This is a genomic window from Gottfriedia acidiceleris (assembly GCF_036421055.1).
Lineage (GTDB): Bacteria > Bacillota > Bacilli > Bacillales > Bacillaceae_G > Gottfriedia > Gottfriedia acidiceleris_C.
In genome coordinates, this window is the sequence record NZ_JAZGQS010000003.1 from 16,490 (window position 1) to 39,985 (window position 23,496).

General features: G+C 32.0%; 18 protein-coding genes. 4 read left to right on the forward strand and 14 right to left on the reverse strand.

What is annotated here, in order from left to right; all coding sequences use genetic code 11:
* Positions 1-348 precede the first annotated feature (348 nt).
* The 7 genes from RAH41_RS04945 to RAH41_RS04975 form a co-directional block, all read right to left on the reverse strand.
* A complete protein-coding gene (locus tag RAH41_RS04945; RefSeq protein ID WP_331221066.1) occupies positions 349-924 on the reverse strand; it encodes a competence protein ComK in 576 nt (191 codons plus the stop codon).
* Positions 925-1,212: 288 nt separating this feature from the next.
* On the reverse strand, positions 1,213-2,502 hold the full coding sequence (aceA, locus tag RAH41_RS04950) for an isocitrate lyase (RefSeq protein ID WP_331221067.1): 1,290 nt from the start codon (positions 2,500-2,502) through the stop codon (positions 1,213-1,215).
* A gap of 18 nt (positions 2,503-2,520) precedes the next feature.
* A complete protein-coding gene (gene aceB, locus RAH41_RS04955; protein WP_331221068.1) occupies positions 2,521-4,107 on the reverse strand; it encodes a malate synthase A in 1,587 nt (528 codons plus the stop codon).
* A gap of 359 nt (positions 4,108-4,466) precedes the next feature.
* Positions 4,467-5,744 (reverse strand): M48 family metallopeptidase, encoded by a 1,278-nt coding sequence (locus tag RAH41_RS04960; RefSeq protein ID WP_331221069.1) that lies wholly within the window; start codon positions 5,742-5,744, stop codon positions 4,467-4,469.
* A gap of 458 nt (positions 5,745-6,202) precedes the next feature.
* Positions 6,203-7,735: a fatty acid--CoA ligase family protein gene (locus RAH41_RS04965; protein ID WP_331221070.1), complete on the reverse strand. Its 1,533-nt coding sequence runs from the start codon at positions 7,733-7,735 to the stop codon at positions 6,203-6,205.
* A 148-nt stretch (positions 7,736-7,883) separates the two neighbouring features.
* Positions 7,884-8,873 carry a lipoate--protein ligase gene (locus RAH41_RS04970; RefSeq protein WP_331221071.1) on the reverse strand — a complete coding sequence of 330 codons (990 nt, stop codon included), beginning with the start codon at positions 8,871-8,873 and terminating at the stop codon, positions 7,884-7,886.
* Positions 8,874-8,886: 13 nt separating this feature from the next.
* Positions 8,887-9,618: an MBL fold metallo-hydrolase gene (locus RAH41_RS04975; RefSeq protein WP_331221072.1), complete on the reverse strand. Its 732-nt coding sequence runs from the start codon at positions 9,616-9,618 to the stop codon at positions 8,887-8,889.
* Positions 9,619-9,809: 191 nt separating this feature from the next.
* Here RAH41_RS04975 and yhfH point away from each other — a divergent pair, with 191 nt between their 5' ends.
* Positions 9,810-9,929, forward strand: a complete 120-nt coding sequence (gene yhfH, locus RAH41_RS04980) for a protein YhfH (protein WP_419471568.1) — start codon at positions 9,810-9,812, stop codon at positions 9,927-9,929.
* A 140-nt stretch (positions 9,930-10,069) separates the two neighbouring features.
* On the opposite strand, the gene hemY is transcribed toward yhfH, so the two are convergent.
* The 4 genes from hemY to RAH41_RS05000 all read right to left on the reverse strand — a co-directional run bounded on the left by hemY (position 10,070) and on the right by RAH41_RS05000 (position 16,043).
* Entirely contained in the window at positions 10,070-11,491 is a 1,422-nt protein-coding gene (hemY, locus tag RAH41_RS04985) for a protoporphyrinogen oxidase (RefSeq protein ID WP_331221073.1), read from the reverse strand.
* Positions 11,492-11,518: 27 nt separating this feature from the next.
* Positions 11,519-12,451, reverse strand: a complete 933-nt coding sequence (gene hemH, locus RAH41_RS04990) for a ferrochelatase (RefSeq protein ID WP_331221074.1) — start codon at positions 12,449-12,451, stop codon at positions 11,519-11,521.
* Between the two features lie 23 nt (positions 12,452-12,474).
* Positions 12,475-13,518 (reverse strand): uroporphyrinogen decarboxylase, encoded by a 1,044-nt coding sequence (gene hemE, locus RAH41_RS04995; RefSeq protein ID WP_331221075.1) that lies wholly within the window; start codon positions 13,516-13,518, stop codon positions 12,475-12,477.
* 389 nt (positions 13,519-13,907) lie between these two features.
* The gene (locus RAH41_RS05000) at positions 13,908-16,043 is read right to left on the reverse strand and encodes a PBP1A family penicillin-binding protein (RefSeq protein ID WP_331221076.1); all 2,136 of its coding nucleotides are present in this window, start codon (positions 16,041-16,043) and stop codon (positions 13,908-13,910) included.
* Positions 16,044-16,239: 196 nt separating this feature from the next.
* Between RAH41_RS05000 and RAH41_RS05005 the strand changes: the two genes are divergently transcribed.
* The gene (locus RAH41_RS05005) at positions 16,240-17,439 is read left to right on the forward strand and encodes a M20 family metallopeptidase (protein WP_419471569.1); all 1,200 of its coding nucleotides are present in this window, start codon (positions 16,240-16,242) and stop codon (positions 17,437-17,439) included.
* Between the two features lie 44 nt (positions 17,440-17,483).
* Here RAH41_RS05005 and RAH41_RS05010 read toward each other — a convergent pair whose 3' ends face one another.
* From RAH41_RS05010 to RAH41_RS05020, 3 genes are read right to left on the reverse strand one after another with little or no spacing between them, the layout of a single operon-like run.
* Positions 17,484-18,212 (reverse strand): EcsC family protein, encoded by a 729-nt coding sequence (locus RAH41_RS05010; RefSeq protein WP_331221078.1) that lies wholly within the window; start codon positions 18,210-18,212, stop codon positions 17,484-17,486.
* Positions 18,213-18,224: 12 nt separating this feature from the next.
* Positions 18,225-19,445 carry an ABC transporter permease gene (locus RAH41_RS05015; protein WP_331221079.1) on the reverse strand — a complete coding sequence of 407 codons (1,221 nt, stop codon included), beginning with the start codon at positions 19,443-19,445 and terminating at the stop codon, positions 18,225-18,227.
* Entirely contained in the window at positions 19,442-20,179 is a 738-nt protein-coding gene (locus RAH41_RS05020; protein WP_331221080.1) for an ABC transporter ATP-binding protein, read from the reverse strand. The genes RAH41_RS05015 and RAH41_RS05020 overlap by 4 nt, the downstream gene beginning before the upstream one ends.
* Positions 20,180-21,926: 1,747 nt before the next feature.
* Between RAH41_RS05020 and RAH41_RS05025 the strand changes: the two genes are divergently transcribed.
* Positions 21,927-22,364: an HIT family protein gene (locus RAH41_RS05025; RefSeq protein ID WP_331221081.1), complete on the forward strand. Its 438-nt coding sequence runs from the start codon at positions 21,927-21,929 to the stop codon at positions 22,362-22,364.
* Positions 22,365-22,717: 353 nt separating this feature from the next.
* Complete coding sequence (locus RAH41_RS05030; RefSeq protein WP_097973757.1) at positions 22,718-23,278, forward strand: HTH-type transcriptional regulator Hpr; 561 nt, start codon at positions 22,718-22,720, stop codon at positions 23,276-23,278.
* Positions 23,279-23,496: the final 218 nt, after the last annotated feature.

The window sequence follows — 23,496 nt, forward strand, 5'->3', positions numbered from 1 at the left end:
CCTCCAGTTATTAAAAAGTATACTGTTACTATTTCCAACCTCATTTTGTGTATGCAAGAAATTCTACTCAGATAGAATGTGAAGAAATACATAACTTGAGTAAAATTCAAAATAGGAACGAAAAGAGCAGATCGCTTTACTAAAGTACAACAATAAAGTGCCACTTTTGTGACTCGTAAATTTCAACTATAGTTTGTCATAACTTTAACAGATCCTTCTTAGTAAGAATTAAAAGTCTAATTTCCGGAATTTCTCAATAATCTTTTATTCTTCACACTACTTCGAATAATACCCATAAAAAAACTACTTTACTAAATGTTAAGTAGTCAAAATTTTAACCTTTCTCTTTTATTTTTCGTGAATTGATATTCCTTTTATATAAGATGTAATTTCATTATCAGGGATTAATTTATAAGATTTCTGTTGTGTATTTTCAGGATTGAGGCGATCTTCATAAATTGCCCTTAAATGTGCAGTTCGGTATAATTGGTTTTCAAATGAACCACGAGATATTTCTAATGGTAGTTCAATACCATTGAAAAATTGAACAACTGATCGATTGTATTTACCGCCTCTGAAATTAGCAACATGGTTGTAGGAGATCCAAGAACATTCTACTTTTAAAGAAGATGAAGTGGGGAAAAAGAATATTTGATTCATTGAGCTGATCGCTATCGGTGGTTTATGGGTGATGGAAATCATTTGTTTCGTTCCTTCACGCCTACCTCGGTAACTACTGCCGAAATAAGCACAGCTTCTTTCAATAATTTCAATCGGTTTCATTAATACATAAAAATTATCATCTGTTTCGTATATCTTTGAAATCACAACTAAATCGACCGTAAATTCTGGAATGATTGCCATTGTTGACTTATTAATTTCGTACTCATTTAATACTTTGACTTGTCCTTTCACATGATTCATCTTTACAACTCCTTCTGTTATTAGTATTGAAATGTTAAAATTGTTAGCTTCAAGACATTCTCTTAACTAAATTGATGGCCAACAAATTAGTTTAACATTATCCGTTTAAAAATTTTCTAATATGAAGTTTAGTAGCAACATTGATGTTAGAGAAATAATATCACAAATTTTTATTGGTCAGATCATTTTTTAAATACTTTAACAAAAGTGTCATTGTTTACTAAATTTTAGGATAAAAGCTAATAGAAAAACCACCTTTCTCAATTGAAAAAAGTGGTTTTTTACTAATTAATTAGATGAAAATTGTTGTTCTTCGGTAGAGCCTTTAAGAGCTGTTGTTGAAGAAGTTCCACCAGTAATAATTTGAGCTACTTGATCAAAATATCCTGTTCCAACTTCGCGTTGGTGCCTTGTTGCAGTGTATCCATATTGTTCACTTGCAAATTCAGCTTGTTGCAGTTCTGAATAAGCTCCCATACCACGATCTTTGTAGTTTCTAGCTAATTCAAACATACCAAAGTTTAATGCGTGGAAACCAGCAAGGGTAACGAATTGGAATTTATAACCCATTGCTGCAATTTGTTGTTGGAATGTCTCGATTGTTTCGTCATCTAGTTTCTTCTTCCAGTTAAATGAAGGTGAGCAGTTATAAGCTAATAATTTTCCTGGGAATTTAGCATGAATAGCATCTGCAAAACGTTTTGCATCTTCTAGGTTTGGCTCTGACGTCTCACACCAAACTAAGTCTGCATACGGTGCATAAGCAAGACCACGAGCAATTGCTTGATCTAACCCTGCTTTCGTACGATAAAAACCTTCAGGTGTTCTTTCACCTGTAATAAATTGTTTGTCGACTGGATCAATATCACTTGTGATTAAATCTGCAGCATCTGCATCAGTTCTTGCAACAATTAGTGTAGAAACTCCCATTACATCGGCTGCTAAACGAGCAGAGATTAAATTGCGAACCGCCGTTTGTGTTGGTAATAATACTTTCCCACCTAAATGGCCACATTTTTTCTCCGAAGACAATTGATCTTCAAAATGCACACCTGCCGCTCCTGCTTCAATCATACTTTTCATAAGCTCAAATACATTTAATTGTCCACCGAAGCCAGCCTCTGCATCCGCCATAATCGGTGCGAAGTAGTCGATCTCTTCTCCACCTTCAACATATTGAATTTGATCTGCACGTTGGAAAGCCTGATTAATTCGTTTTACAACTGCTGGTACAGAATTTGCCGGATATAAGCTTTGATCTGGGTACATTTGACCTGAAAGATTCGCATCCGCAGCTACTTGCCAACCACTTAAATAAATAGCTTTCAAACCTGCTTTTACTTGTTGAATTGCTTGATTACCAGTTAATGCTCCTAATGCATTAACATAACTCTCTTCATTTAAAAGCTTCCATAATTTTTCCGCACCTTTTTTTGCCAGTGTATGTTCAATATCAATTGAACCTCTTAATTTAATGACATCTTCAGCAGTGTATGTTCTTGTAATGCCATTCCATCTAGAATCAAGCTCCCAGCTTTCTTGTAATTCAGCTATACGGTTTTCACGATTTTTCGTCATATTCATTTCCTCCTAATTTTATAAAAAGTTATATCCTTTTAAAGTCAGAAAGTCTGCAAATTCATCGTTGCTAATTAACTCATCAAATAATCCAATTGCTTCATTAAATCGTTTTGCTTCGAATTGGTCTTTCCCAATTTCTAGTTGAAGCTTCATCATTTCTTCATTTTTTAATGAATCCACCAATTGTAAAGTAATGTTTGTACCATCCTCTAAAACACCTTTTTCATGACGCACCCATTGCCAAATTTGCGCACGCGAAATTTCAGCAGTCGCTGCATCTTCCATTAAGTTGTATAGCGGCACTGCGCCACGGCCACTTATCCATGCTTCAATATATTGAATCGCAACTGTTATATTTGTTCTGAGACCTTGTTCAGTAATAACACCACTTGGAATTTCTAAAAGATCAGCCTCTGTTACATTAACATCTTCACGTTTTCTATGAATCTGGTTTGGTGTTGGCATATATCGATTAAACTGTTCAAGAGCTACAGCTACTAAACCAGGATGAGCTACCCAAGTTCCATCGTGACCATCCTTTGCTTCACGCTCTTTATCTTTTCTTACCTTTTCAAACGCAACTTCATTTCGCTCTTTATCATCTTTAATTGGAATTTGAGCTGCCATTCCTCCAATTGCTGGAGCATTTCTACGATGACAAGTTTGAATAACTTTTTGAGAATATGAGCGCATAAAAGGTACTTCCATCGTCACAATAGATCGATCAGGTAAAATAATTGATTTATCATATCGCATCATTTTTATAAAACTAAAAATATAATCCCATCTGCCGCAATTAAATCCTGCTGAATGATCTTTTAATTCATAAAGAATTTCATCCATTTCAAATGAAGCAGCAATTGTTTCGATTAACACAGTTGCTTTAATCGTTCCAACAGGTATATTCAATTCATTTTGAGCAAATAGAAATACATCATTCCATAATCTTGCTTCCAAATAACTTTCCATTTTTGGTAAATAAAAATAAGGTCCTGAGCCATTTTTTATTGCTTGTTTCGCATTATGAAAGAAATAAAGTCCAAAATCTACTAAGCTACCAGACATATTTTCACCATTTACAGTGATATGTTTTTCTTCTAAATGCCAGCCTCTTGGTCGTACAATTAGTACAGCTGGCTTGTCTTTTAACTTATATGTTTTTCCATTTGAATGTAATGAAATTGTTCGATTCACAGCATCTCTTAAATTGACCTGACCTGAAATTATATTTTCCCAAGTTGGAGAAGTAGCATCTTCAAAATCAGCCATGAAAACAAATGCATCTGAATTCAATGCATTAATAATCATTTTTCGATCAACTGGTCCTGTTATCTCTACTCTTCGATCTTGCAAATCTGCTGGAATAGGAGCAATTGTCCATTCACTTTCACGAATATGTTTTGTTTCCTGTAAAAATTGGAGCTTTCCCCCATTTTGTAAAAAACACATTCTTTCTTTTCTGTTTAATAACAGCTGTTGTCTACGTTGATCAAATTTCAGATGTAATTGCTCTAAAAAACTTAATGCTTCGGTCGTAAGTATGTCAGTTGAACCCTCTACATGATTGCCTATAACTTTGATTTTTGAAAGCTCAGTTGTCATATGATCCCTCCATTCAGTTATATAACAGATATTGTTTACTTATGTTATTATATAACAGTATGTTCAGATTTGATATTAAATTCTGAAAATATTTCCGAAAGAAATTTCGACAGCTTAACAAATAATAGAGAAGTTTATTTCAATAAAAAAACACCCTTTAAGGATGCTTTCTGACAATTGTCCTATCTTATGCAAATGGTGGGACAGTAATTGTACTTTTACTTCTGTCTATATTTTTTGGACAGTACTTGAATTTTCCATTGTTTTGATAAAAGTTTAGTAAACCATAATACAAAAAAGCTTGTAGATATTGGTACAACCAATCGTTCTACAAGCTAAACATTCAAGTGGATTTTACTCTATTTATTATTGTTACTTTTTTCAGCTGCCTCTAAATACTTCATTCTTTCCAACATGGTCGGATGATCATATCTAAACAATTTCACTAAAAATGGTGGATTTACTTGAGACAAACTGTTTTTAGAAAGTTTTTGAAACGCAATAATCCCTGCCTCCGGATCATGTGTTAACTTAACTGCGTATAAATCTGCTCTTTTCTCGGCACTTCTTGAAAATGCATTTGATATCGGATCAGAAATAAAGCTTACAATTCCACTAATGATTAAAAATAAGGTTAGGATGACCGCCATTTTTTCGGTTGAATGACTGTTCCTACTTTTTGATAATACATACTTCATTAATAAATGAATAATATATAGACCAACTAAACTACCAGCTAGCATACCAAACATTGATTTATAGATGTCTTTATGGACGTAATGTGACATTTCATGAGCCATGATGAACATAATTTCATCTTCAGTAAGCCCTTTAAGAGTTGTATCCCATAATACAATCCTAGCGTTTTTACCGATACCAGTAACATATGCATTATATGTAGTTGTCTTAGTGGACATATTTACTTCATATACCCGATGTGCAGGAATATTAGCTTCTTTAGCAAGGGTAATAATTTTCTTTTCTAAATTTTTATCTTTTAAAGGGTAAAAATCATTATATAGAGGATCAATTACTACAGGCTGAATAAATGTTAAGAAAATCGTAAAAGGAATACTTAATAGCCATGCAGTTAGCCACCATTTCTTTGGTTGTTTTTTGATTAATAAATATAAAACATACATTACAAAAAACATCGTAGCAAAATTTATCCAAAAACTAATCATTTCATCCTTCATCCACGCATTAAATGTTTGAACAGACAATCCGTATTTCGTCGATAATTTAAATCGATAAAAATCAATTGGAAATGTCACAATATATGTAACGACGGAGACAAAGAAGAAATATAAAAAGACTTGTATAAACTTAAATCTAGTCAACTTAGATAATGAGTCACCTAATCTTTCAATTAATCCACTTAATAATAAAAGTGATAATACAATCCAATCAATCGGCAAGGTAATAAAGTAAAGAACATTTTTTAAAGTACTATAACTAGAACTTAAATTTGCTTCTTTATGATTCATGAATGTATGTGGATCAACAAATGTTCCTTTATATTTCGAAGGTAGGTCAGAGGTCGTAAAAACATAAAAGTATAACAGGACTAAAATGATATAAACGAGATAGCCTAGACAGATGAATTTAGTTAATTTAGATTTAGTTGCTTTTTTCATAAAATCTCCCCCCATTCTATATTATCAACTTTGTCCAATTTTTTAGAACTTCAACCTATTATATTTTTTAAATACTTTTTCTCTAATGCTCTATTTAAATAAAGATGTGTCTTTTATCGGACGTACAAAGTGTTATATTCTTTTAGAATTAGGTTATAAATCGTCTTATATCAATTTCCCATTAATTTTGGCAGAATTAGCGCTTTTTTGCTAGTTTTCATTTGAAAGGATTACCTAATGTCCTATTTTTAGTATGTAATACCTTAACTGGTATGGGTAATTAATTATCTTAATTGCGATTATCTTGACTTTAATTGCTGTTTTGACAATTTTAATTGCAGATTCGATATTTTTATTTGCTGTTTTAATAATTTTATTTGCAGTTTCGATTATACGTACTATTTTCGGGATAAAAAAAGAGAGAGCATCGAAAAAGCTCTCTCCTCTATTACCACAATTTATTGAGTAACTGAATCTTTTAATGCTCTTCTAAGTATTTTTCCTGTTGCATTCTTTGGTAGCTCTGGAATGAACTCTATTGATCTTGGTACTTTATATTTGGCTAAGTGTGCCTTGCAATACTCTGTCAAAGTCTCCACACTTAATGAAGGATTTTTTGATACAACATAAGCTTTTACACTTTCTCCAAAATTTTCGTCTGGTAATCCAATCACTGCACATTCAACAACATCTGGATGATTATAAATTACTTCCTCAACTTCGCGAGGGTATACATTATAGCCGCCTACAAGAATCAATTCTTTTTTACGATCGACGATATAGAAATAACCATCTTCGTCTATTCTTGCTAGGTCACCAGTATATAGCCAGCCATCTCGAATCGTCATTGCCGTTTCTTCTGGCATATTATAATAGCCTTTCATAACATTTGGTCCGCGGACGATTAACTCTCCTACTTCACCAACTGAAACTTCTTCACCAAGAGCATTCACAACTTTATTTTCTACATTGCTAATATTTGTCCCAATTGATCCTGCTTTTCTCGGACGGTCTAATGGATTAAACGTTGTAACAGGTGACGCCTCTGACAACCCATAACCTTCTGATATAATAACTTTAAATTTTTTCTCAAAATTTTCTAAAAGTGCAACGGGCAATGAAGAACCACCCGAAATGCATAGTCGAATTGACTCAAAGTCTTCTGTTTTTCCTTCAGGGAATTGATATAAGAAATTATACATTGTTGGCACACCTGCAAATACAGTTGCTTTGTATGTACGAATAATATCAAATATTTCTTTTGGGCTAAATTTTGGCACTAAAATAACAGTAGCTCCATACATTAAAGGCGCGTTTAAAGCTACAGTTAAACAAAATACATGGAAAGCAGGTAAAGTTGCAATGACCTTTTCTGTATTTGAAAATCCTAGGAAGTGTCCAGCATCCATAGCATTCGAATAAAGGTTTTTATGCGTTAACATAGCTCCTTTTGGTTTTCCTGTTGTACCAGAAGTATATAAAATGACGGCTAAATCATCATCATGTAATTTAGGTCCTATAAAATCAATATCTCCAAATCCAACTACATTTGAAAACGATTTCAATTTATTGTTGTTAAATTCATAAGGATTTTCTTGTTTTGTTTCACAAATAATGAAGTGATCAATATTAGGGAGAATCGGTGAAGCTTTTTCTACTAGTGGAAGAAATAAGTCTAAGGTGATAACTGCTTTTGCGTCGCCGTTTGTTACTATGTATACTAATTCATCTGGTGCATATAGAGGATTAACCGGTATTACAGCCGCTCCAACCTTCAACGCACCATATAGTGCTATAATAAAATGAGGAGAATTACCAACAACTAGAGCTACTTTATCTCCCTTTTCTATCCCTAATTTTGAGAGGCCACTCGCAAATTTCGTAATATAATTCTCTAGAGTTGAGTATGAAAATGTCTGCCCTTCAAAGATAATAGCAGAATGTTCAGGATGCTTTAATGCTGATTGTGACAGTGTTTCAACTAAATTCAAGAAAAACTACCCCCTTTAAATATAAAAATTTAAAATATTCTAAATATATTATATTGCTAGAATACAATTCTGACAAGTGAGAAAACTAGCACTTTTTAGACTACTTTATTTTTTACAAACAAAAAAAGAGTAGTTCCCTACTCTTTTTTTAAAATAATAAACTCATAAATTCTTCTTTCGTTACATTACCAAAATAATGGGTAAAATTAACTTCATTTAATTTAGTTTCAATCTCTTGTTGATCTAATTTACTACCAATTAAAATCTGTTCTATATCAGATACATCCCCTACCCCAAAGAAATCACCAAAAATTTTAACATTCTCAATGATTCCTTTGGTTACATCTAGGCGAAGATCAATCGAACCAGCTGCAAATCTTTTACTTTGTTGAATATTGCATTTAGGAGATTTTCCAAAATTCCAATCCCAATTTCGGTATCTACTCTCAGCAAGTTCTTTAATATTTTTTATATCCTCATCTGTCCATTCGTATCGTTCTATTTTTCCATGTTCTTTAAAAATAGATTGTAAAATTAAATCTTTAAATTCTAAAATTGTTAAATCGTCTTTTAAAAATTCCTTAATATTGGCAACTCTACTTCGGACAGATTTAATTCCTTTCGATTGAATTTTTTCTAGCTTAACATTTAATGCATTTACAACTTCATCTATATCACTATTAAACAACAATGTACCGTGACTAAACATTCTACCTCTAGTAGAAAATTGCGCATTACCTGAGATTTTTCTACCTTCTGCTAATATATCATTTCTTCCACTAAGTTCAGCATTCACACCGAGTTCCTTTAATGCCTCGATCACTGGCTCAGTAAACTTTCTAAAATTATGAAAGCTGTCACCATCATCTTTTGTAATAAAACTAAAGTTAAGATTCCCTAAATCATGGTATACCGCACCACCACCAGATAATCTTCGAACTACATGAATATTATGATCATTTACATAGGAAGCATTAATCTCCTCGGCAGTATTTTGATTTTTACCAATAATGATTGAAGGTTCATTAATATAAAATAAAAAGTATGTATTTTCTGGATCTAGATTTTTTAGCGCATATTCTTCCATCGCTAAATTTAATGTTGGATCCGTTATTCCCCTATTATCTAAAAATAGCATGTGTATCCTCCTATTATTTTGATTTCCATTCAAAGCCTGTATAAGCTAAATGAACAAGTCCATTATAATACTTTTGGGCTTCACTTATTAAATCTTTTGTATTTCCGCTATGAGGAAGGTGTGATAATAATAATTCTTTTACATTCGCCTTAGATGCAATTGTTGCAGCATCTTTACTACTCATATGCCCTACTTTGGTTCCATCTTGATTTTCATACATATTACAATCACTTATAAGCAAATCCGCGTTAGAAGAAAACGGTATGAAGTCTTCTGTATAGCTTGAATCAGCTGTATAGACTACTGAGTGAGTTGCTGTTTCAATTCGCATGGCAAAACAATCTACCGGATGAACTGTCTTAAAAAATCGAATAGTAAATGGGCCTAGGTCGAGAGCTTCATTTGGATTATATTCATATCCTTTTGTTGCTTCTTTATATGTTAAAGAATTAAATTTTACATTATCAAAGTTATGTCCGTATACTGGTAAAGCAAACTTATCCTTTCCAGCGTTTACAAGTTTGAAGTATTGGAGTACTCCTATATCTGCAATATGATCATGGTGATAATGTGATAGGATTACAGCATTTAAGCTATTAGGATCTATGTAATTTTGTAAAGTAGCTAATGCACCTGAACCACAATCAACCAATAGATTAAAATTTTTAGATTTAAATAAATAACATGAAGTTGCTTCACCTTTACCTGGATAGCCGCCCCAATAACCAATAACGGTTACTTTCATAAAACAAACACACTCCTTTGTACTTATTATTTCTATGAAAATTTAAATTTATAAGCTTGTCCTCACAGTTTAAAAAAATAGGCGTTTAAATTATTTTTTAAAAATTGTACTAATACAGATTGACACAAAATAAGTTGTAGTAATACAATACTAATAAGTTAACTAAAGGAGAGGGTATCATGCTTGTGAAAATGTCCGAATTTTTAAAACTATTACCAAAGAAAATATGTAAACACTGTAATTCTACTATCGAAGAACAACATGATTGTTACAGTAACACTTGTTCAAATTGCTTAAAAGATAGTTTTTAAGTGAAGTCTTTTAGGAGCATCAATTTTCTTAATGAACTTATTAAACCTATTATTAGTACAGAGTCATAATAAAAAGAGCAACCAAAAAGTAATGATCTACTTTTTGGTTGCTCTATTCTTTACTAGATGTTTTAAAAGCCTTAATAATTTCGAACAGCTTGTTTTTCATGTGCGAATAAGTATTCAATCGTATCTGAAACTGCTTTTTCACCTTGATCTATACAGTCTGGTAAGCCGGACCCGTAAAATGAGCAACCGATTACCGATACACCTGGCATTTCTTTTTGTAAATATTGTTCCATATTTTTCGTACGCTCTTTATGATTAATCGTATATTGAGGCATAGCATCTTTCCATCTTGAAACAATATAAAACTCTGGTTTTTCAGTTATATCCATTGTTTTTCTTAAATCTTCTAAAACAATTTCAACAAGTTCTTCATCTGTTTTATCGACTATTTCTTTATTGTAAGGTCGTCCAACGTAACAACGTAATAGTACCTTACCTTTTGGACAAGCATGTGCCCATTTTTTATGAGTCCAAGTACACGCTGTTATATTATAGTCATTATTACGTGAAACAACGAAGCCTGTACCATTTATATCCTTCTTAATTGCATGCTCTGGAAATGCAAGTGCAACATTCGCAACTGATGTAGAAGGAACTTTTTTGAAAGGCTCAAATACAGGTTTATTGTTAAATAATTGTGGAATGAAACGATGAGGTACAGTAACGATAATTGAATCTGACTCTATCTTTTCATTATTGCTAAGTACTATCTCATATTTTTTTCCAATTTTATTTATATTAACTACTTGTACACCTTTTAAAACTTCCTCTTGATCTAACTCTTCTTCAATTCGTTCAACAATTGTTTGAAGACCTGTACTTACAGTCTGGAAAATTCCTTTTCTCGGACCTTTTGATTTCTTCACAGGCATCTCTTTTTTCATACCTAGAACAATACTTTGATGTTTTTGTTCAATTTGGAAGAATTGAGGGAACGTGGCCATTAAACTCATTTGGTCAATGTCGCCTGAATAAATACCTGATAAAAGGGGTTCAATTAAATTCTCAACTACTTCATTACCAAGTCTTCTTCTAAAAAATTTACCTAGTGACATATCCCCTTGGACATGTGTTTTTGGTAATACAAAATCTAAACCTGCACGGATTTTTCCTGCTGGTGAAAATAGACCTGAAAAAATAAAAGGCTTGATTTGAGTAGGAATTCCCATGTTTGAACCTTCTGGCATACCATGTAATTTATTATGGGCTAATACATAGGATTTTCCTGCAGAGTTAAAAACGATTTGATCTTGGATACCTAAGTTTTCAGCTAATCGATATGCACTCTTTTTCCTTGCCAAAAATGAGTCAGGGCCACGCTCAATAACAAATCCATCTTTTCTAATTGTTTGGATTTTTCCTCCAAGCCTTGATGAACCTTCAATTAATTGAATATCAATTGGAAGATTATTTTTTAATTTTTCTTGTTTTAAATAGTAGGCAGATGTCAATCCAGTAATACCGCCACCAATAATGACTACCTTCTTATTCACTTCTTTACCTCCTATTTCAAAACCATATTATTGTTCGTTTAATTTTCTTAGTACAACCGTACTAAGCCCACTAATAAATAATGGATCCGTATTAGGCATCGGTGGACGAACATATGCTTTTTGAATTTCATCCGTTACTTGTTTACATTCTATATCATTATCATATAGTACTTCTAAATGCTCACTTACAAATCCTAATGGTAAGTAGACGTAAGTTTCAAAATCATAATTTTCATCCAACTCACGTGTTAAATCTTGTACATCCGGTCCTAGCCATGGGTCTGGTGTATTACCAGCACTTTGCCATCCTAGAAAATAATGACGAATATCAGATTGCGAAACGACTAACTCGGCTGTTTCCTTAAGTTGCTCTGGGTATGGATCTCCAAAGTTAAGAATTTTTTCAGGTAAACTATGCGCTGAAAAAATAAATGCCGTTTTCACACGTTGCTCTTCATTCATTGGTGCAAGAATTGCTTCTACTTCACGAACCCAATATTGAATAAATCGTTCTTCTTTGTACCAATCATCTACATGGATAATTTTTGGTCCGTCAATTTTTTCTGAATGATTTGCAGCACGTTCGTTATATGACTTTACACTAAACGTAGAATAATGTGGTGCAAGTACGATACTAACTGCTTTTGTTATACCATCTTTTTTCATTTCATCAACTGCATCTTCAATGAATGGTTCAATATGCTTCAGTCCAATGTACATTTTGAATTCTACTTTATCTTGGATCTTATTTAAATCGTCTTCTAATGCTTTTGCTTGTTCAATTGTTATTTTTGCTAAAGGAGAGATTCCTCCAATTGCACGATATCGTTCTGTTAGTTCTTCTAGCGCCTCTTGTGATGGCTTTCTACCTCTACGAATATCTGTATAATAACGTTCAATATCTGATTCTTTATATGGCGTGCCGTAAGCCATAACTAATAAACCGATTTTTTCTTTCATGTCATCACCATAGTCCTTTTATATTAAGCTTTAACCCTTGATGAATACTCATGTACAAAACTTGTTAATCGTTTAAGAGTATCAGGATTTACTTCAGGGAATACCCCATGACCTAAGTTGAAAATATGACCTGGATTTGCCATACCCTCATCTAATATTTCCTTCGCACGTTTCTCAATAACTTCCCATGGTGCTAATAAAAATGCAGGATCTAAATTACCTTGAAGTGTTTTCGTAATCCCTAATGAGCGAGCTTCTGAAATAGAAGTTCTCCAATCTAGACCAATTACATCTACAGGTAGTTCATTCCATTCATGAATTAAATGGCTTGCTCCAATTCCGAACATAGTAGTTGGAATGTGTTCTGCTTTAAGTGCTGTAAAGATTTTTTCCATGCATGGTTTAATATAAATGCGATAATCATTTGCATTCAAAGCACCAACCCATGAATCAAATAATTGAATTGCACTTGCACCTGCTTTAACTTGAGCCTTTACGTATTTGATTGTCATGTCTGCTAAATGATCCATTAAAGCAAACCATGCTTCTGGCTCTGAGTACATAAATGATTTTGTTTTATTATAGTTTCTAGACGGTCTACCTTCGATCATATAACTAGCAACTGTAAAAGGTGCACCTGCAAATCCAATTAATGGAACAGAAAGAACCTCTGTTGTTAATAATTTAATCGTCTCATAAATATAAGGTAGTTGCTCTTCTGGATGAATATCAGTTAACTTTTTTACATCTGCTAAAGAACGAATAGGATTGCTTATTACCGGTCCTACTCCTGATTGAATTTCTACGTCTACTCCAATTGCAGGAAGTGGAGACATAATATCTTTATATAAAATAGCTGCATCAACATTATATTGGTCCACTGGAAGCGCTGTTACGTAAGCGCATAATTCAGGTTGATGAGTAATTTCAAATAAAGAATATTTTTCTTTTATTTTTCGGTATTCTGGCTGAGAACGCCCTGCTTGTCTCATATACCAAACTGGTGTATGCGTTACTTCTTCTCCTCTAATCGCTTTAAGAAATGTATCGTTAAAATCTTTTTTCATCCTTCAAAGTCTCCCTTTCGCTTTTCCAAACTCTACTATTAAATATACTGATTGAACCATTAATTGTATAGAAAACTCGAATTTTGACACATAATGTTCACTGATTTTACAATTTTTCTCAATTAATAGGCCTATTTTACTACCAGACTTTTCCCATTAAAAATTATATCAAAATATGTCTAAAATATCGAATTAATAATCTTTATTTATTAATACTTTTTATAGAATAAAGGGGTTTTATAATTCTTTTTTTAATGTTCGGTTAATCGTTATCTAATCGCTCAAACTTTATACTTAAGAAATAAATAAATTTTTTACGAACCTAGATTTAATAGGAAATAAAAAACTCCCCTTCAAATCATTTGATAAGAAGGAGAGCCTTAAAATGTCTATTCCTTATTTCTTATGTTGGGTTTGACAAGTTTAGACCGATCACCTTCTTCTTTTGTTTGAGGATTGTACGGTACTACATAATAAGAAGGAACATTAAATACATTTACGAAGGAATCTTTGTACTCATCTAAACCAGTAACAGTATCTACTAATTTTTCTTTGCCATTCTTCACTCGATAGATTCGATATTGCTGTCTGTGGTCAGTAGGTGCATTCCAATTAATAACGACAGTAAATAATCCAAATGGAGAGAATGATACTTTTGATTGAACATTAGAAATAGGCTCTAAATTTATCGGTGATTCTAAATCGTCAATATTTTTTGGCTTTTTAAATTTGGTAGATGGTTCTCTTCCTGCTTCACTTAAAATCTTTTTAAATAAAATGGTTGGATATGTACTACCATTTCTTAAAAAATGTTGTGAATCTGTTTTATCATAGCCCATCCAAATTGCGCCTACAACGTCTGGTGTATAGCCTACAAACCAAGCATCTTTGTTTCCATTTGTTTGGCCAGGTATATTTGTAGATCCGGTTTTACCAGCTAAATCTCCAGAAAAACTTCCTCTACTAGCTGTCCCTTCATTTACAACACCTTTAAGCATTTTTGTCATGTACCAAGAGGTTTGTGATGAAAACACTTTGTATTCCTTAATTTTCGCTTCGGCAACTAATTCATTGTTCCGATCATAAATTGCATTAATAACAAAGGGCTCTAATGCATCTCCATCATGATCAAAGGCACTATATGCTTTTACTAGCTCTAATGGTGTTAAACCAATCTTAAGTCCTCCAAGCGCCATGCTTAAACCTTTATCAGGAATATTCAAATCCATTTTTTCTAAATACTCTTTTGCATTATCAATTCCAATATCATTTAATAACCAAACAGCCGGCACATTTGCTGACTCTATTAATGCATTAAACATCGAAATCGTTTTCGTATAAACTCCATTATAATTCTTCGGTTTATAGTCTCCTAACGCACTCTGTTCATTTGGCAATAAAGAATACGGATTATAGTTTCCCGTTTCAAGCGCAGGCGAATAGACAAGTAAAGGCTTCATTGTTGAACCGGGCTGTCTTTTCACGTTAATACGATTTAATCCTTGAAAATAGTAATTTCTCCCCCCAATCGCTGCCTCTACTCCGCCTGTTTCAGAGTTAATTAATACGAAGGCTCCTTCAGCATTTTGATCAGTTCCCGGAAAATAGTTACCATTTTTAAAATATTTATAGGCGGTTAATTGTGTTTTTTTATGGATCGGAACGACAACTTTGTATCCACCATTTAAAAGTTGGTCATAAGAAATGCCATATTTCTCTTTTGCTTCTTTTATCACCATATCAATATATGTAGCATATCCATTTTCAAACTTTTGTTCCGTTATATGTAATACAGTTGGTTTGCTTTTAGCTTTCTGATACTCAGATTCAGTTATATAATGCGTATCTAGCATTTTATATAGAACAAGATTCCTACGTTCTAAAGATCGCTCTGGTTGTGTGACTGGATCATAATGTGATGGAGCTTTTAATAAAGCTGCTAACGAAGCACTTTCCTCAATCGTCAAATTTTTAACATCTTTTCCGAAATAATATTTTGCAGCTCCGCCTATGCCATACACCCCGTGACCGAAATAAACCTGATTTAAATACATTTCAAGTATTTGATCTTTTGTATACTTTCTTTCTAGATTAATTGCTATAATTACTTCCTTTGTTTTTCTCATAAATGTTTTGTCGTTCGTCAAAAAAACATTCTTTGCCAGTTGTTGAGTAAGTGTACTCGCTCCTTGTACTTTACTAAATGCTTTTATATCATTGACTATAGCCCGAAAGATTGATTGTGTATCAATTCCATGATGCTTATAGAAGCGTTCATCTTCAATTGAAATGACAGCTTGTTTAGTATAATCCGGTATATCACTACTTGAAATGATTTGATGATTTTCATTATAGAGCTTTGATACAAAATTCCCCTCTAAATCTACCATTTCCGATGATGAATGGACGACTAACTTATCTTCATCTATAACATAATTACCTAAGAAAACGATCAGTAAAAATCCAACAAAGCTAATTAACAGGACACTTAACAGTCCTATTGCTAAATATCCCCATTTTTTCAATTATTTCACCTTCATTTCTCTTACCATATAGCAATTAGTATATCCATTTATTCCCACGAATAAGTCATTATTTCCTTTTTTTCGATGGATATTTCCTTGGAAATACATTTTTCGCCATTTCTTAATTGAAGATATTTTGAAGGATATCAATTACATTTCTTGAATAGGTTATATAGATAGTAAGTAGGAGGGTGAAATAATGTCAGATTTATTTTCTTTATTAGATTCATATTATCCGGAAATGGTATCTACACGTAGATACCTACATGAAAATCCAGAGCTTTCATTTAAAGAATACGAGACAGCAAAATTCATTCAAAACTTTTATGAACAATTAAATATTCCATTCAAATCAAATGTCGGTGGAAATGGTGTTGTTGCTACAATTAAAGGTCGAAACCCTGGAAAAACAATCGCTTTACGAGCTGATTTTGACGCATTACCTATTCAAGATGAGAAAAATGTTCCTTATTCCTCAAAAGTACCTGGCGTAATGCATGCATGTGGTCATGATGGTCATACTGCCACGCTATTATATTTAGCAAAGGCACTTCAAGAGCAAAAAGATTCATGGGACGGTCAGGTTGTCTTACTACACCAACATGCAGAAGAATATGCACCAGGTGGAGCAATTTCTATGATTGCTGATGGTTGTTTAGACGGTGTAGATGAGGTTTACGGTACCCATTTATGGGCAATTGAAGAATTAGGAACAATTGGTTATCGAAAAGGACCAATTATGGCAGCAGCTGATCGTTTTACAATCACAATTCAAGGTCAGGGCGGTCATGGAGCAGAACCCCATCGAACAAAAGACAGTATTGTAATTGCTAGTCAACTTGTGATGGCACTTCAACAAGTTGTTAGTCGAGAAACAAATCCAATTGACACTGTAGTGTTATCGATTGGAAGTTTCGAAGCAAAAAATGCTTTTAATGTAATCGCCGATCGAGCAACTTTAATAGGAACGGTTCGTACGTTCAAAAAGGAAACTCAAGAAAAAGTAAAAAAACAAATAGCTAGAATTATTAAAGGGATTTGTCTAGCAAATGATGTTACATACGAATATAAGTACGATGATGGATATCCTCCGGTAGTAAATCATGAAAAGGAAACTGATTTATTAGTTAAAGTAGCCGAATCAATTGATGAAGTTAGTCAATTAAAAGAAATGGACCCTAAAATGGGCGGAGAAGATTTCGCATATTACTTACAGAAAGTACCTGGAACGTTCTTCTTCACAGGAGCTAAACCTCCTCACGTTACAGAAGCATACCCACATCACCATCCAAAATTTGATTTTGACGAAAAAGCAATGCTAATTGCAGCAAAAACATTAGGGTCCGTGACATTAGCTTCATTAAAACAATCACAAAAATTAGTTGAGCAAAAATAAGAAAAAGGAGAACTTTATAGTTCTCCTTTTCGTATGTAACTTCTTTAGAAGATATCTTCCTTTTTCTTCATATACCTCATTCGATAAGCATTTTTAGCCGTTTCCCCTAATTGTTCAAGAAGTTGATAATTTACATAAGCTCCAACAGGTGCTCCAATAATAGGGACTAATTGTAAAAGTTTTGCTAAGTCGATATGATCTCGATATTCTAGTTGTAATTGCTCCCAATTGACTTGGGGATTTTCATCTACTTTATCTTCCCACTTTTCAATAACTTGAAATACTTTTTTCCGATGGCTATCACTTGAAAAAGCAAGTTGAAAAATATACAGCATGAATTGTCGTTCATGCTCATCTTTAGGTGAGTAACCATATATTTTTGCTGCCTCAACTAAAAACCTAATTTTTATCCCAAGTAATAACGGAAAATCGGCAAGACCGAGTAATATTCCACCCGCTCCTGTACCAGCACCTTCTACAGCTGAAATCTTTTTGTACTCGTTTAGCTTTTTATCTAAGATTAAATCTCTTTCTCTAAGTGTTAAAGCTTCATACTCATCACCACTACCATTAAAAACAGTCGACCCTCCCATAAATAAAACCATCATATTTTTAACAGTTTTTGTTAGCAGATCTTGGATTTGTTCTGGTAATAATGATTGAAGCTTTAGCTGAACTTTTTTTGCAGAAGTTTGAAAAATATTCGAATCGGACATTACTTTTTGTTTCCATCTAGATAGTTCGTATTGAATACGAAGTTCATAAGAATCCATTTTGTCCACCCTTTACAATTTTTGTGGCTTACTTAACCTTTTATGCACATAAAATTTTATTAACCACATTGAAAATAAAGTATATACAACGATTGCAATAATAAAGTTTAAAATTGACAAGCCCTTTATTAAACCAATCATACTAAAAACTAGACTACATATTACCAGTAGTATATACAAAAGTGTCGAAATAGATTTTTTATTTTCTTCATTTGTATAAGGATAAATTTTCCATAACAAATGATAGTTATACTGTTTTAAAATTGTCATATTCTGTAGTGAAATTACGTAAAGAAATAAAATACCAATCAATATTTTTCCAATAATAGTTGGCACCAAGTAAACTACAAACCCACCTACGAAAAGTTGTCGTAAAAACATACTTAAATAGTTACCATTTCGGATAAATGTACGAACTAGTAAATAATTCGCAGCATTTCTCATTTTAATTTTATTAATGATTGGATCAGCCCATTTTCTTCGTTTTACTTGTTGTTGAATAGATGGCACATCAGTAAACATATTCGCAAATCGATAAAAAGTCGCTAATCTTGAAGTATCAAGCTTAACATTTCTTTCCCATTGTACTCTTTTATTTTTACTACCTATTTGAATAGATAATGCATAAACAGCTAAAATGACGATTATTATTACAAGAAAAAAACTGCTCCATTTACTTAATAAACCATAAATAAATAAGAAAGTACCTAGCAACCTTAAACAATAATCAAAAGCTCGGTTTAAAACACCATTATTTGTAAGATGTAAGAATGAAACAAATAAATTGTATCCTTTTAATAAGAAAATGATTACCATAAAGACGATAAAACTCGTTGTTTGTCCTAGTGAAAATTTCTTATAAATGGGATAAATCACACCTAACATCATTAACGTTAAATACAATTGAACGATGTACGTAATTAAAAAGGAGCGGACAAAATAACTTTTCATCTTTTTTTCTAAAGGTAATAAATATTGCAAATCAGGTCCTTTAAAGAAAGTAATTACTTGACCTGTTACAACAAGAAAACTAAAAAGAATAGCGATTAGTAAAATAGCCGGAAAGTCTGGAGAAATTGTTTTTAGCATTTGTTGATAATAATATGCTCCTCCTCCAAATCCAAAAACAATTACAAATTTTATATGATCATTAAAAATATAATGACCATATTTACTCATTTCTTTTATAAAGCTCCTATACCGTGCTAACCATAATCCTTTTATCGTACTCATATTTCTTTTTCCTTTGTTGCAAAAATATAAATTTCATCTAATGAAGCATTTGGCATATTATATTGAGTTTGTAATTCGTTTAAAGTACCCTTTGCTATAGTTACCCCTTCATGCAAAATAATAAATGAATCACAATAAATTTGAGCAGTCGATAAAATATGGGTAGACATTAAAATGCCTGCTCCTTTTTCTTTTTCTTTGTTCAAAATCTCAAGTAAATCATTTATTGCGATTGGATCTAGCCCTAAAAAAGGTTCATCTATTATGTATAACTGTGGTTGGACAATTAGGGCACAAATGATCATTACTTTTTGTTTCATCCCTTTAGAAAATGTCGAGGGAAAATATTTTCTTTTATCATGTAATCTAAATGTTTTTAATAGCTCTTCACTACGTTTTTTAAAATCATTTTCAGGAATATTATATGCCAATGCTGTAATTTCAAGATGTTCTTGTAAAGTTAATTCTTCATAAATCATCGGTGTTTCAGGAACATATGATATGCTAGCACGATATGTAGTGGGATCTTTATCAAACGATTCACCATTAATTAATATGTCACCTTTAGATGGTTTCAAAAGTCCTAATATATGTTTTATTGTCGTACTCTTACCGGCACCATTTAGACCGATTAACCCAACAAGCTCATTCCTATTTATCTTAAATGAGACATCTTTAATGACAGGCACTCTAGTGTATCCACCTGTGACATCTTTTACATGCAATAAAGTCATTCTTTACAAATCCTTTCAAAATGTACTTTTCCTATAAATTTATTGTATCAAATAATAATCTTAACTTCCTTATTATCATATTTATGGAATGCTAAAAAAAAATCCTTCTTTTTTTGCATACTATTTTAGGTTAAGGGTATTATAATTCTTGAAGGGAAAGCAACACACTTTCTAGTTCAAAATTTGAAATGAGGTGTGTGTTAAAGGAAATTTAATTTGCGTTCAAACCTGAGTCAGATAATTGTTTAAGTGAAATGAGGTATCTCCAAAGATTAACATCGTTGTCATATGCAGCAATGCAAAAATCTAAGGAGATGGTGCGCTTGAACATGATCTATAAAAACAAAGGTCATTAGTATACCAATTTGTAAATGAGGTGTCTCGAGCAGAACATATAATTTATTTATAGGTGTACCAATTTATTGAACATTTAAGCAAATGAGGTGTCTGTTAAAGACAATTTAACTTATTAACCTAAATCTTTTCTAACATCTTTCCCCTTCATCAAGGAGCAACTACTGGTTGCTCCTTGTTTTATGACGTTAAAAAATTTTTACTAAATTTTCCTAAAGTCTCTCCCATAGTTAATCTTTTTTAACTACTTCCTTCTATTATCTATACATTTTATAGTTCCTAATTTCCAATGGGATCTTTACCAAACTTCTACTTTTCCGTTTTAATTATGTCTCCTGTCTTCGCTACTTTATAAAATTTTTAATTTTTTTTGGATATTTTCTTGACCTCAGGGCATCATAATTCTTGAAGGGAAAGCAACACACTTTTTAATTCAAAAATTTGAAATGAGGTGTGTGTTAAAGGTAATTTAATTTGCGTTCAAACCTGTGCCAGATAACTGTTAAAGTGAAATGTCTCCCAAGATAAAGCATTGTTGCATAATGCAGCAGTGAAAATTCAAAGGAGATGGTTAGCTTGAACATTATCACTTAAAAACAAAGGTTTTAGTATACCAATTTGTAAATGAGGTGTCTCGAGCAGAGCATATAAATTTATTTTAAGGTGTACCAATTTATTGAACATTTAAGCAAATGAGGTGTCTGTTAAAGACAATTTATATTACTCCAATAATCTTTCCCCTTCATCAAGAAGCAACGTAGGTTGCTTCTTGTTTTATGCTGTTGAAAAGAAGTTTAAAAAAATATATCATGTCATGTTTGTAAATATCATTATTAAGCCTTTTTGTTTCCTATATTTCCTGATTTTTAATTTTCTTCCTACTTTCACTACTTTAATTAGTTTTTTTCTTTTGCATACTTACTTTCATACAGGGCATCATAATTCTTGAAGGGAAAGCAACACACTTTCCAGTTCAAAATTTGAAATGAGGTGTGTGTTAAAGGTAATTTAATTTGCGTTCAAACCTATTCAAGGGTAGTTGTTGAAGTGAAAATTCTCCATTGATAAAACATCGTTGTATAAAACAGCAGTGAAAACATCCAAGGAGATGGTTAGCTTGAACATTATCACTTATAAACAAAGGTTTTAGTATACCAATTTGTAAATGAGGTGTCTCGACCAGAGCATATAAATTTCTTATAAGGTGTACCAATTTATTGAACATTAAAGCAAATGAGGTGTCTATTAAAGACAATTTATAATTACTCTAATAGTCTTTCCCCTTCATCAAGAAGCAACTAAGGTTGCTTCTTCTTTTTTTTTCCTGGCCCTATTTCCCCTTTAACCTACGCCTATGTTAAAATAAGGAAAAAAGTGAAAGGAAGTATAAAAAATGGCACATGACGCTAATTGCATTTTCTGTAAAATTGTTGAAGGTAGCATTCCAGCTTCAAAAGTATACGAGGATGATGATATTTTAGCTTTTTTAGATCTAAGTCAAGTTACAAAAGGACACACTTTAGTCATTCCAAAGGATCATGTTGAAAACATATTCGAAATGAGTGAAGAGACGGCTGGTACATACTTCCGAAAAGTACCTCACATTGCTAATGCAATGAAAGAAACTTTCAATGTTCAAGGTGTAAATATTTTAAATAATAGTGGTGAAGTTTCTGGTCAAACTGTATTTCATTATCATATGCATATTTTACCAAGATACGGAAATAATGATGGCTTTGATGTCAAATGGCTATCAAACCAAAATAAATACACAAATGAAACGCTTCAAGAGATTGCGAAATCTATCGAAAATAACATTATTAAAAAATAATAAAAAGAACCCATTTAAAAACAAAAACAGGAGAATAAATTTCTCCTGTTTTTGTTTTTTTTATGTAATTCTAATCTAATTCTTACATTTTATACTATATTTTTATAGATTTATATTATATATTTACTATATTACCAATAATGTTTTATCGATAATCACTCTATAGCTTCGTTAAAATTATTATACAAGTATAGTTTTCACGAACCGTAATACTTAATTATAATATAAAAATGTAGAATTTTATCAACTACTTTGTGAAAATTTTTAAAAATTCTAACTAAAAGTTCTTTATTTCTTCACATATTATTGGCATAATAATAAATAGATAGTTAAATAGAAAAGAAGGTGAATTGATGAAAACTGAACAAAAATTATATACAATGAAAGAAGCTTTGATTTTTAGTCAAAGAATTGCCCAAATTTCTAAAGCATTATGGAAGTCAGTTGAAAAAGACTGGCAACAATGGATTAAGCCCTATGATTTAAATATCAATGAACATCATATTTTAATGATCGCCTTCCACTTAAAGGGTGCGTCTATTTCTGAAATTGCTAAATTTGGTGTAATGCACGTATCGACTGCTTTCAATTTCTCTAAAAAGCTAGAAGAACGTGGTTTATTAGTGTTTTCTAAAAAAGTAGAAGATAAACGTAATACGTATATTGAATTAACAGAAAAAGGAAAAGATATGCTATTAGAGATTCTAGGTGAATTTGATCCAGAGACAAATTCAGTTTTTCAAGGTACTTTACCTTTAAAAGAGTTTTATGGAAAATTTCCTGAAAATATGGAAATTATGGCTATTTTACGTAATATTTATGGAAAAGATTTTATGGATATATTTGAAACAACATTAGGTAACATAGATAAAGAATTCATTGAAGAAGATAATCGTTTAATTAAGAAACCTTAATATCTTCTTTAAAGTTACAATTTCAGTTTATATGTAGTTGAAATGTACAAATAAATAGAAGCGGGGCAAGATTAATTAAATCCTTCCGCTTTTTATTTCGGCCACTTTTGTTCAAAATTTCACATAAATACCTCTTTAAAACCCTCACGTTCATTTCCTTTTTTATTTCTAAATTTCAACCAACAAAGAATATGTACATCATTAACCTATTCCTTTTT

Bases quoted from the DNA above. Each gene is read 5' to 3' on its own strand.
- RAH41_RS04945 (WP_331221066.1), bottom strand. From the start codon at position 924: ATGAATCATGTGAAAGGACAAGTCAAAGTATTAAATGAGTACGAAATT.
- aceA (WP_331221067.1), bottom strand. From the start codon at position 2,502: ATGACGAAAAATCGTGAAAACCGTATAGCTGAATTACAAGAAAGCTGG.
- aceB (WP_331221068.1), bottom strand. From the start codon at position 4,107: ATGACAACTGAGCTTTCAAAAATCAAAGTTATAGGCAATCATGTAGAG.
- RAH41_RS04960 (WP_331221069.1), bottom strand. From the start codon at position 5,744: ATGAAAAAAGCAACTAAATCTAAATTAACTAAATTCATCTGTCTAGGC.
- RAH41_RS04970 (WP_331221071.1), bottom strand. From the start codon at position 8,873: ATGCTATTTTTAGATAATAGGGGAATAACGGATCCAACATTAAATTTA.
- RAH41_RS04975 (WP_331221072.1), bottom strand. From the start codon at position 9,618: ATGAAAGTAACCGTTATTGGTTATTGGGGCGGCTATCCAGGTAAAGGT.
- yhfH (WP_419471568.1), top strand. From the start codon at position 9,810: ATGTCCGAATTTTTAAAACTATTACCAAAGAAAATATGTAAACACTGT.
- hemH (WP_331221074.1), bottom strand. From the start codon at position 12,451: ATGAAAGAAAAAATCGGTTTATTAGTTATGGCTTACGGCACGCCATAT.
- hemE (WP_331221075.1), bottom strand. From the start codon at position 13,518: ATGAAAAAAGATTTTAACGATACATTTCTTAAAGCGATTAGAGGAGAA.
- RAH41_RS05010 (WP_331221078.1), bottom strand. From the start codon at position 18,212: ATGGATTCTTATGAACTTCGTATTCAATACGAACTATCTAGATGGAAA.
- RAH41_RS05015 (WP_331221079.1), bottom strand. From the start codon at position 19,445: ATGAGTACGATAAAAGGATTATGGTTAGCACGGTATAGGAGCTTTATA.
- RAH41_RS05020 (WP_331221080.1), bottom strand. From the start codon at position 20,179: ATGACTTTATTGCATGTAAAAGATGTCACAGGTGGATACACTAGAGTG.
- RAH41_RS05025 (WP_331221081.1), top strand. From the start codon at position 21,927: ATGGCACATGACGCTAATTGCATTTTCTGTAAAATTGTTGAAGGTAGC.
- RAH41_RS05030 (WP_097973757.1), top strand. From the start codon at position 22,718: ATGAAAACTGAACAAAAATTATATACAATGAAAGAAGCTTTGATTTTT.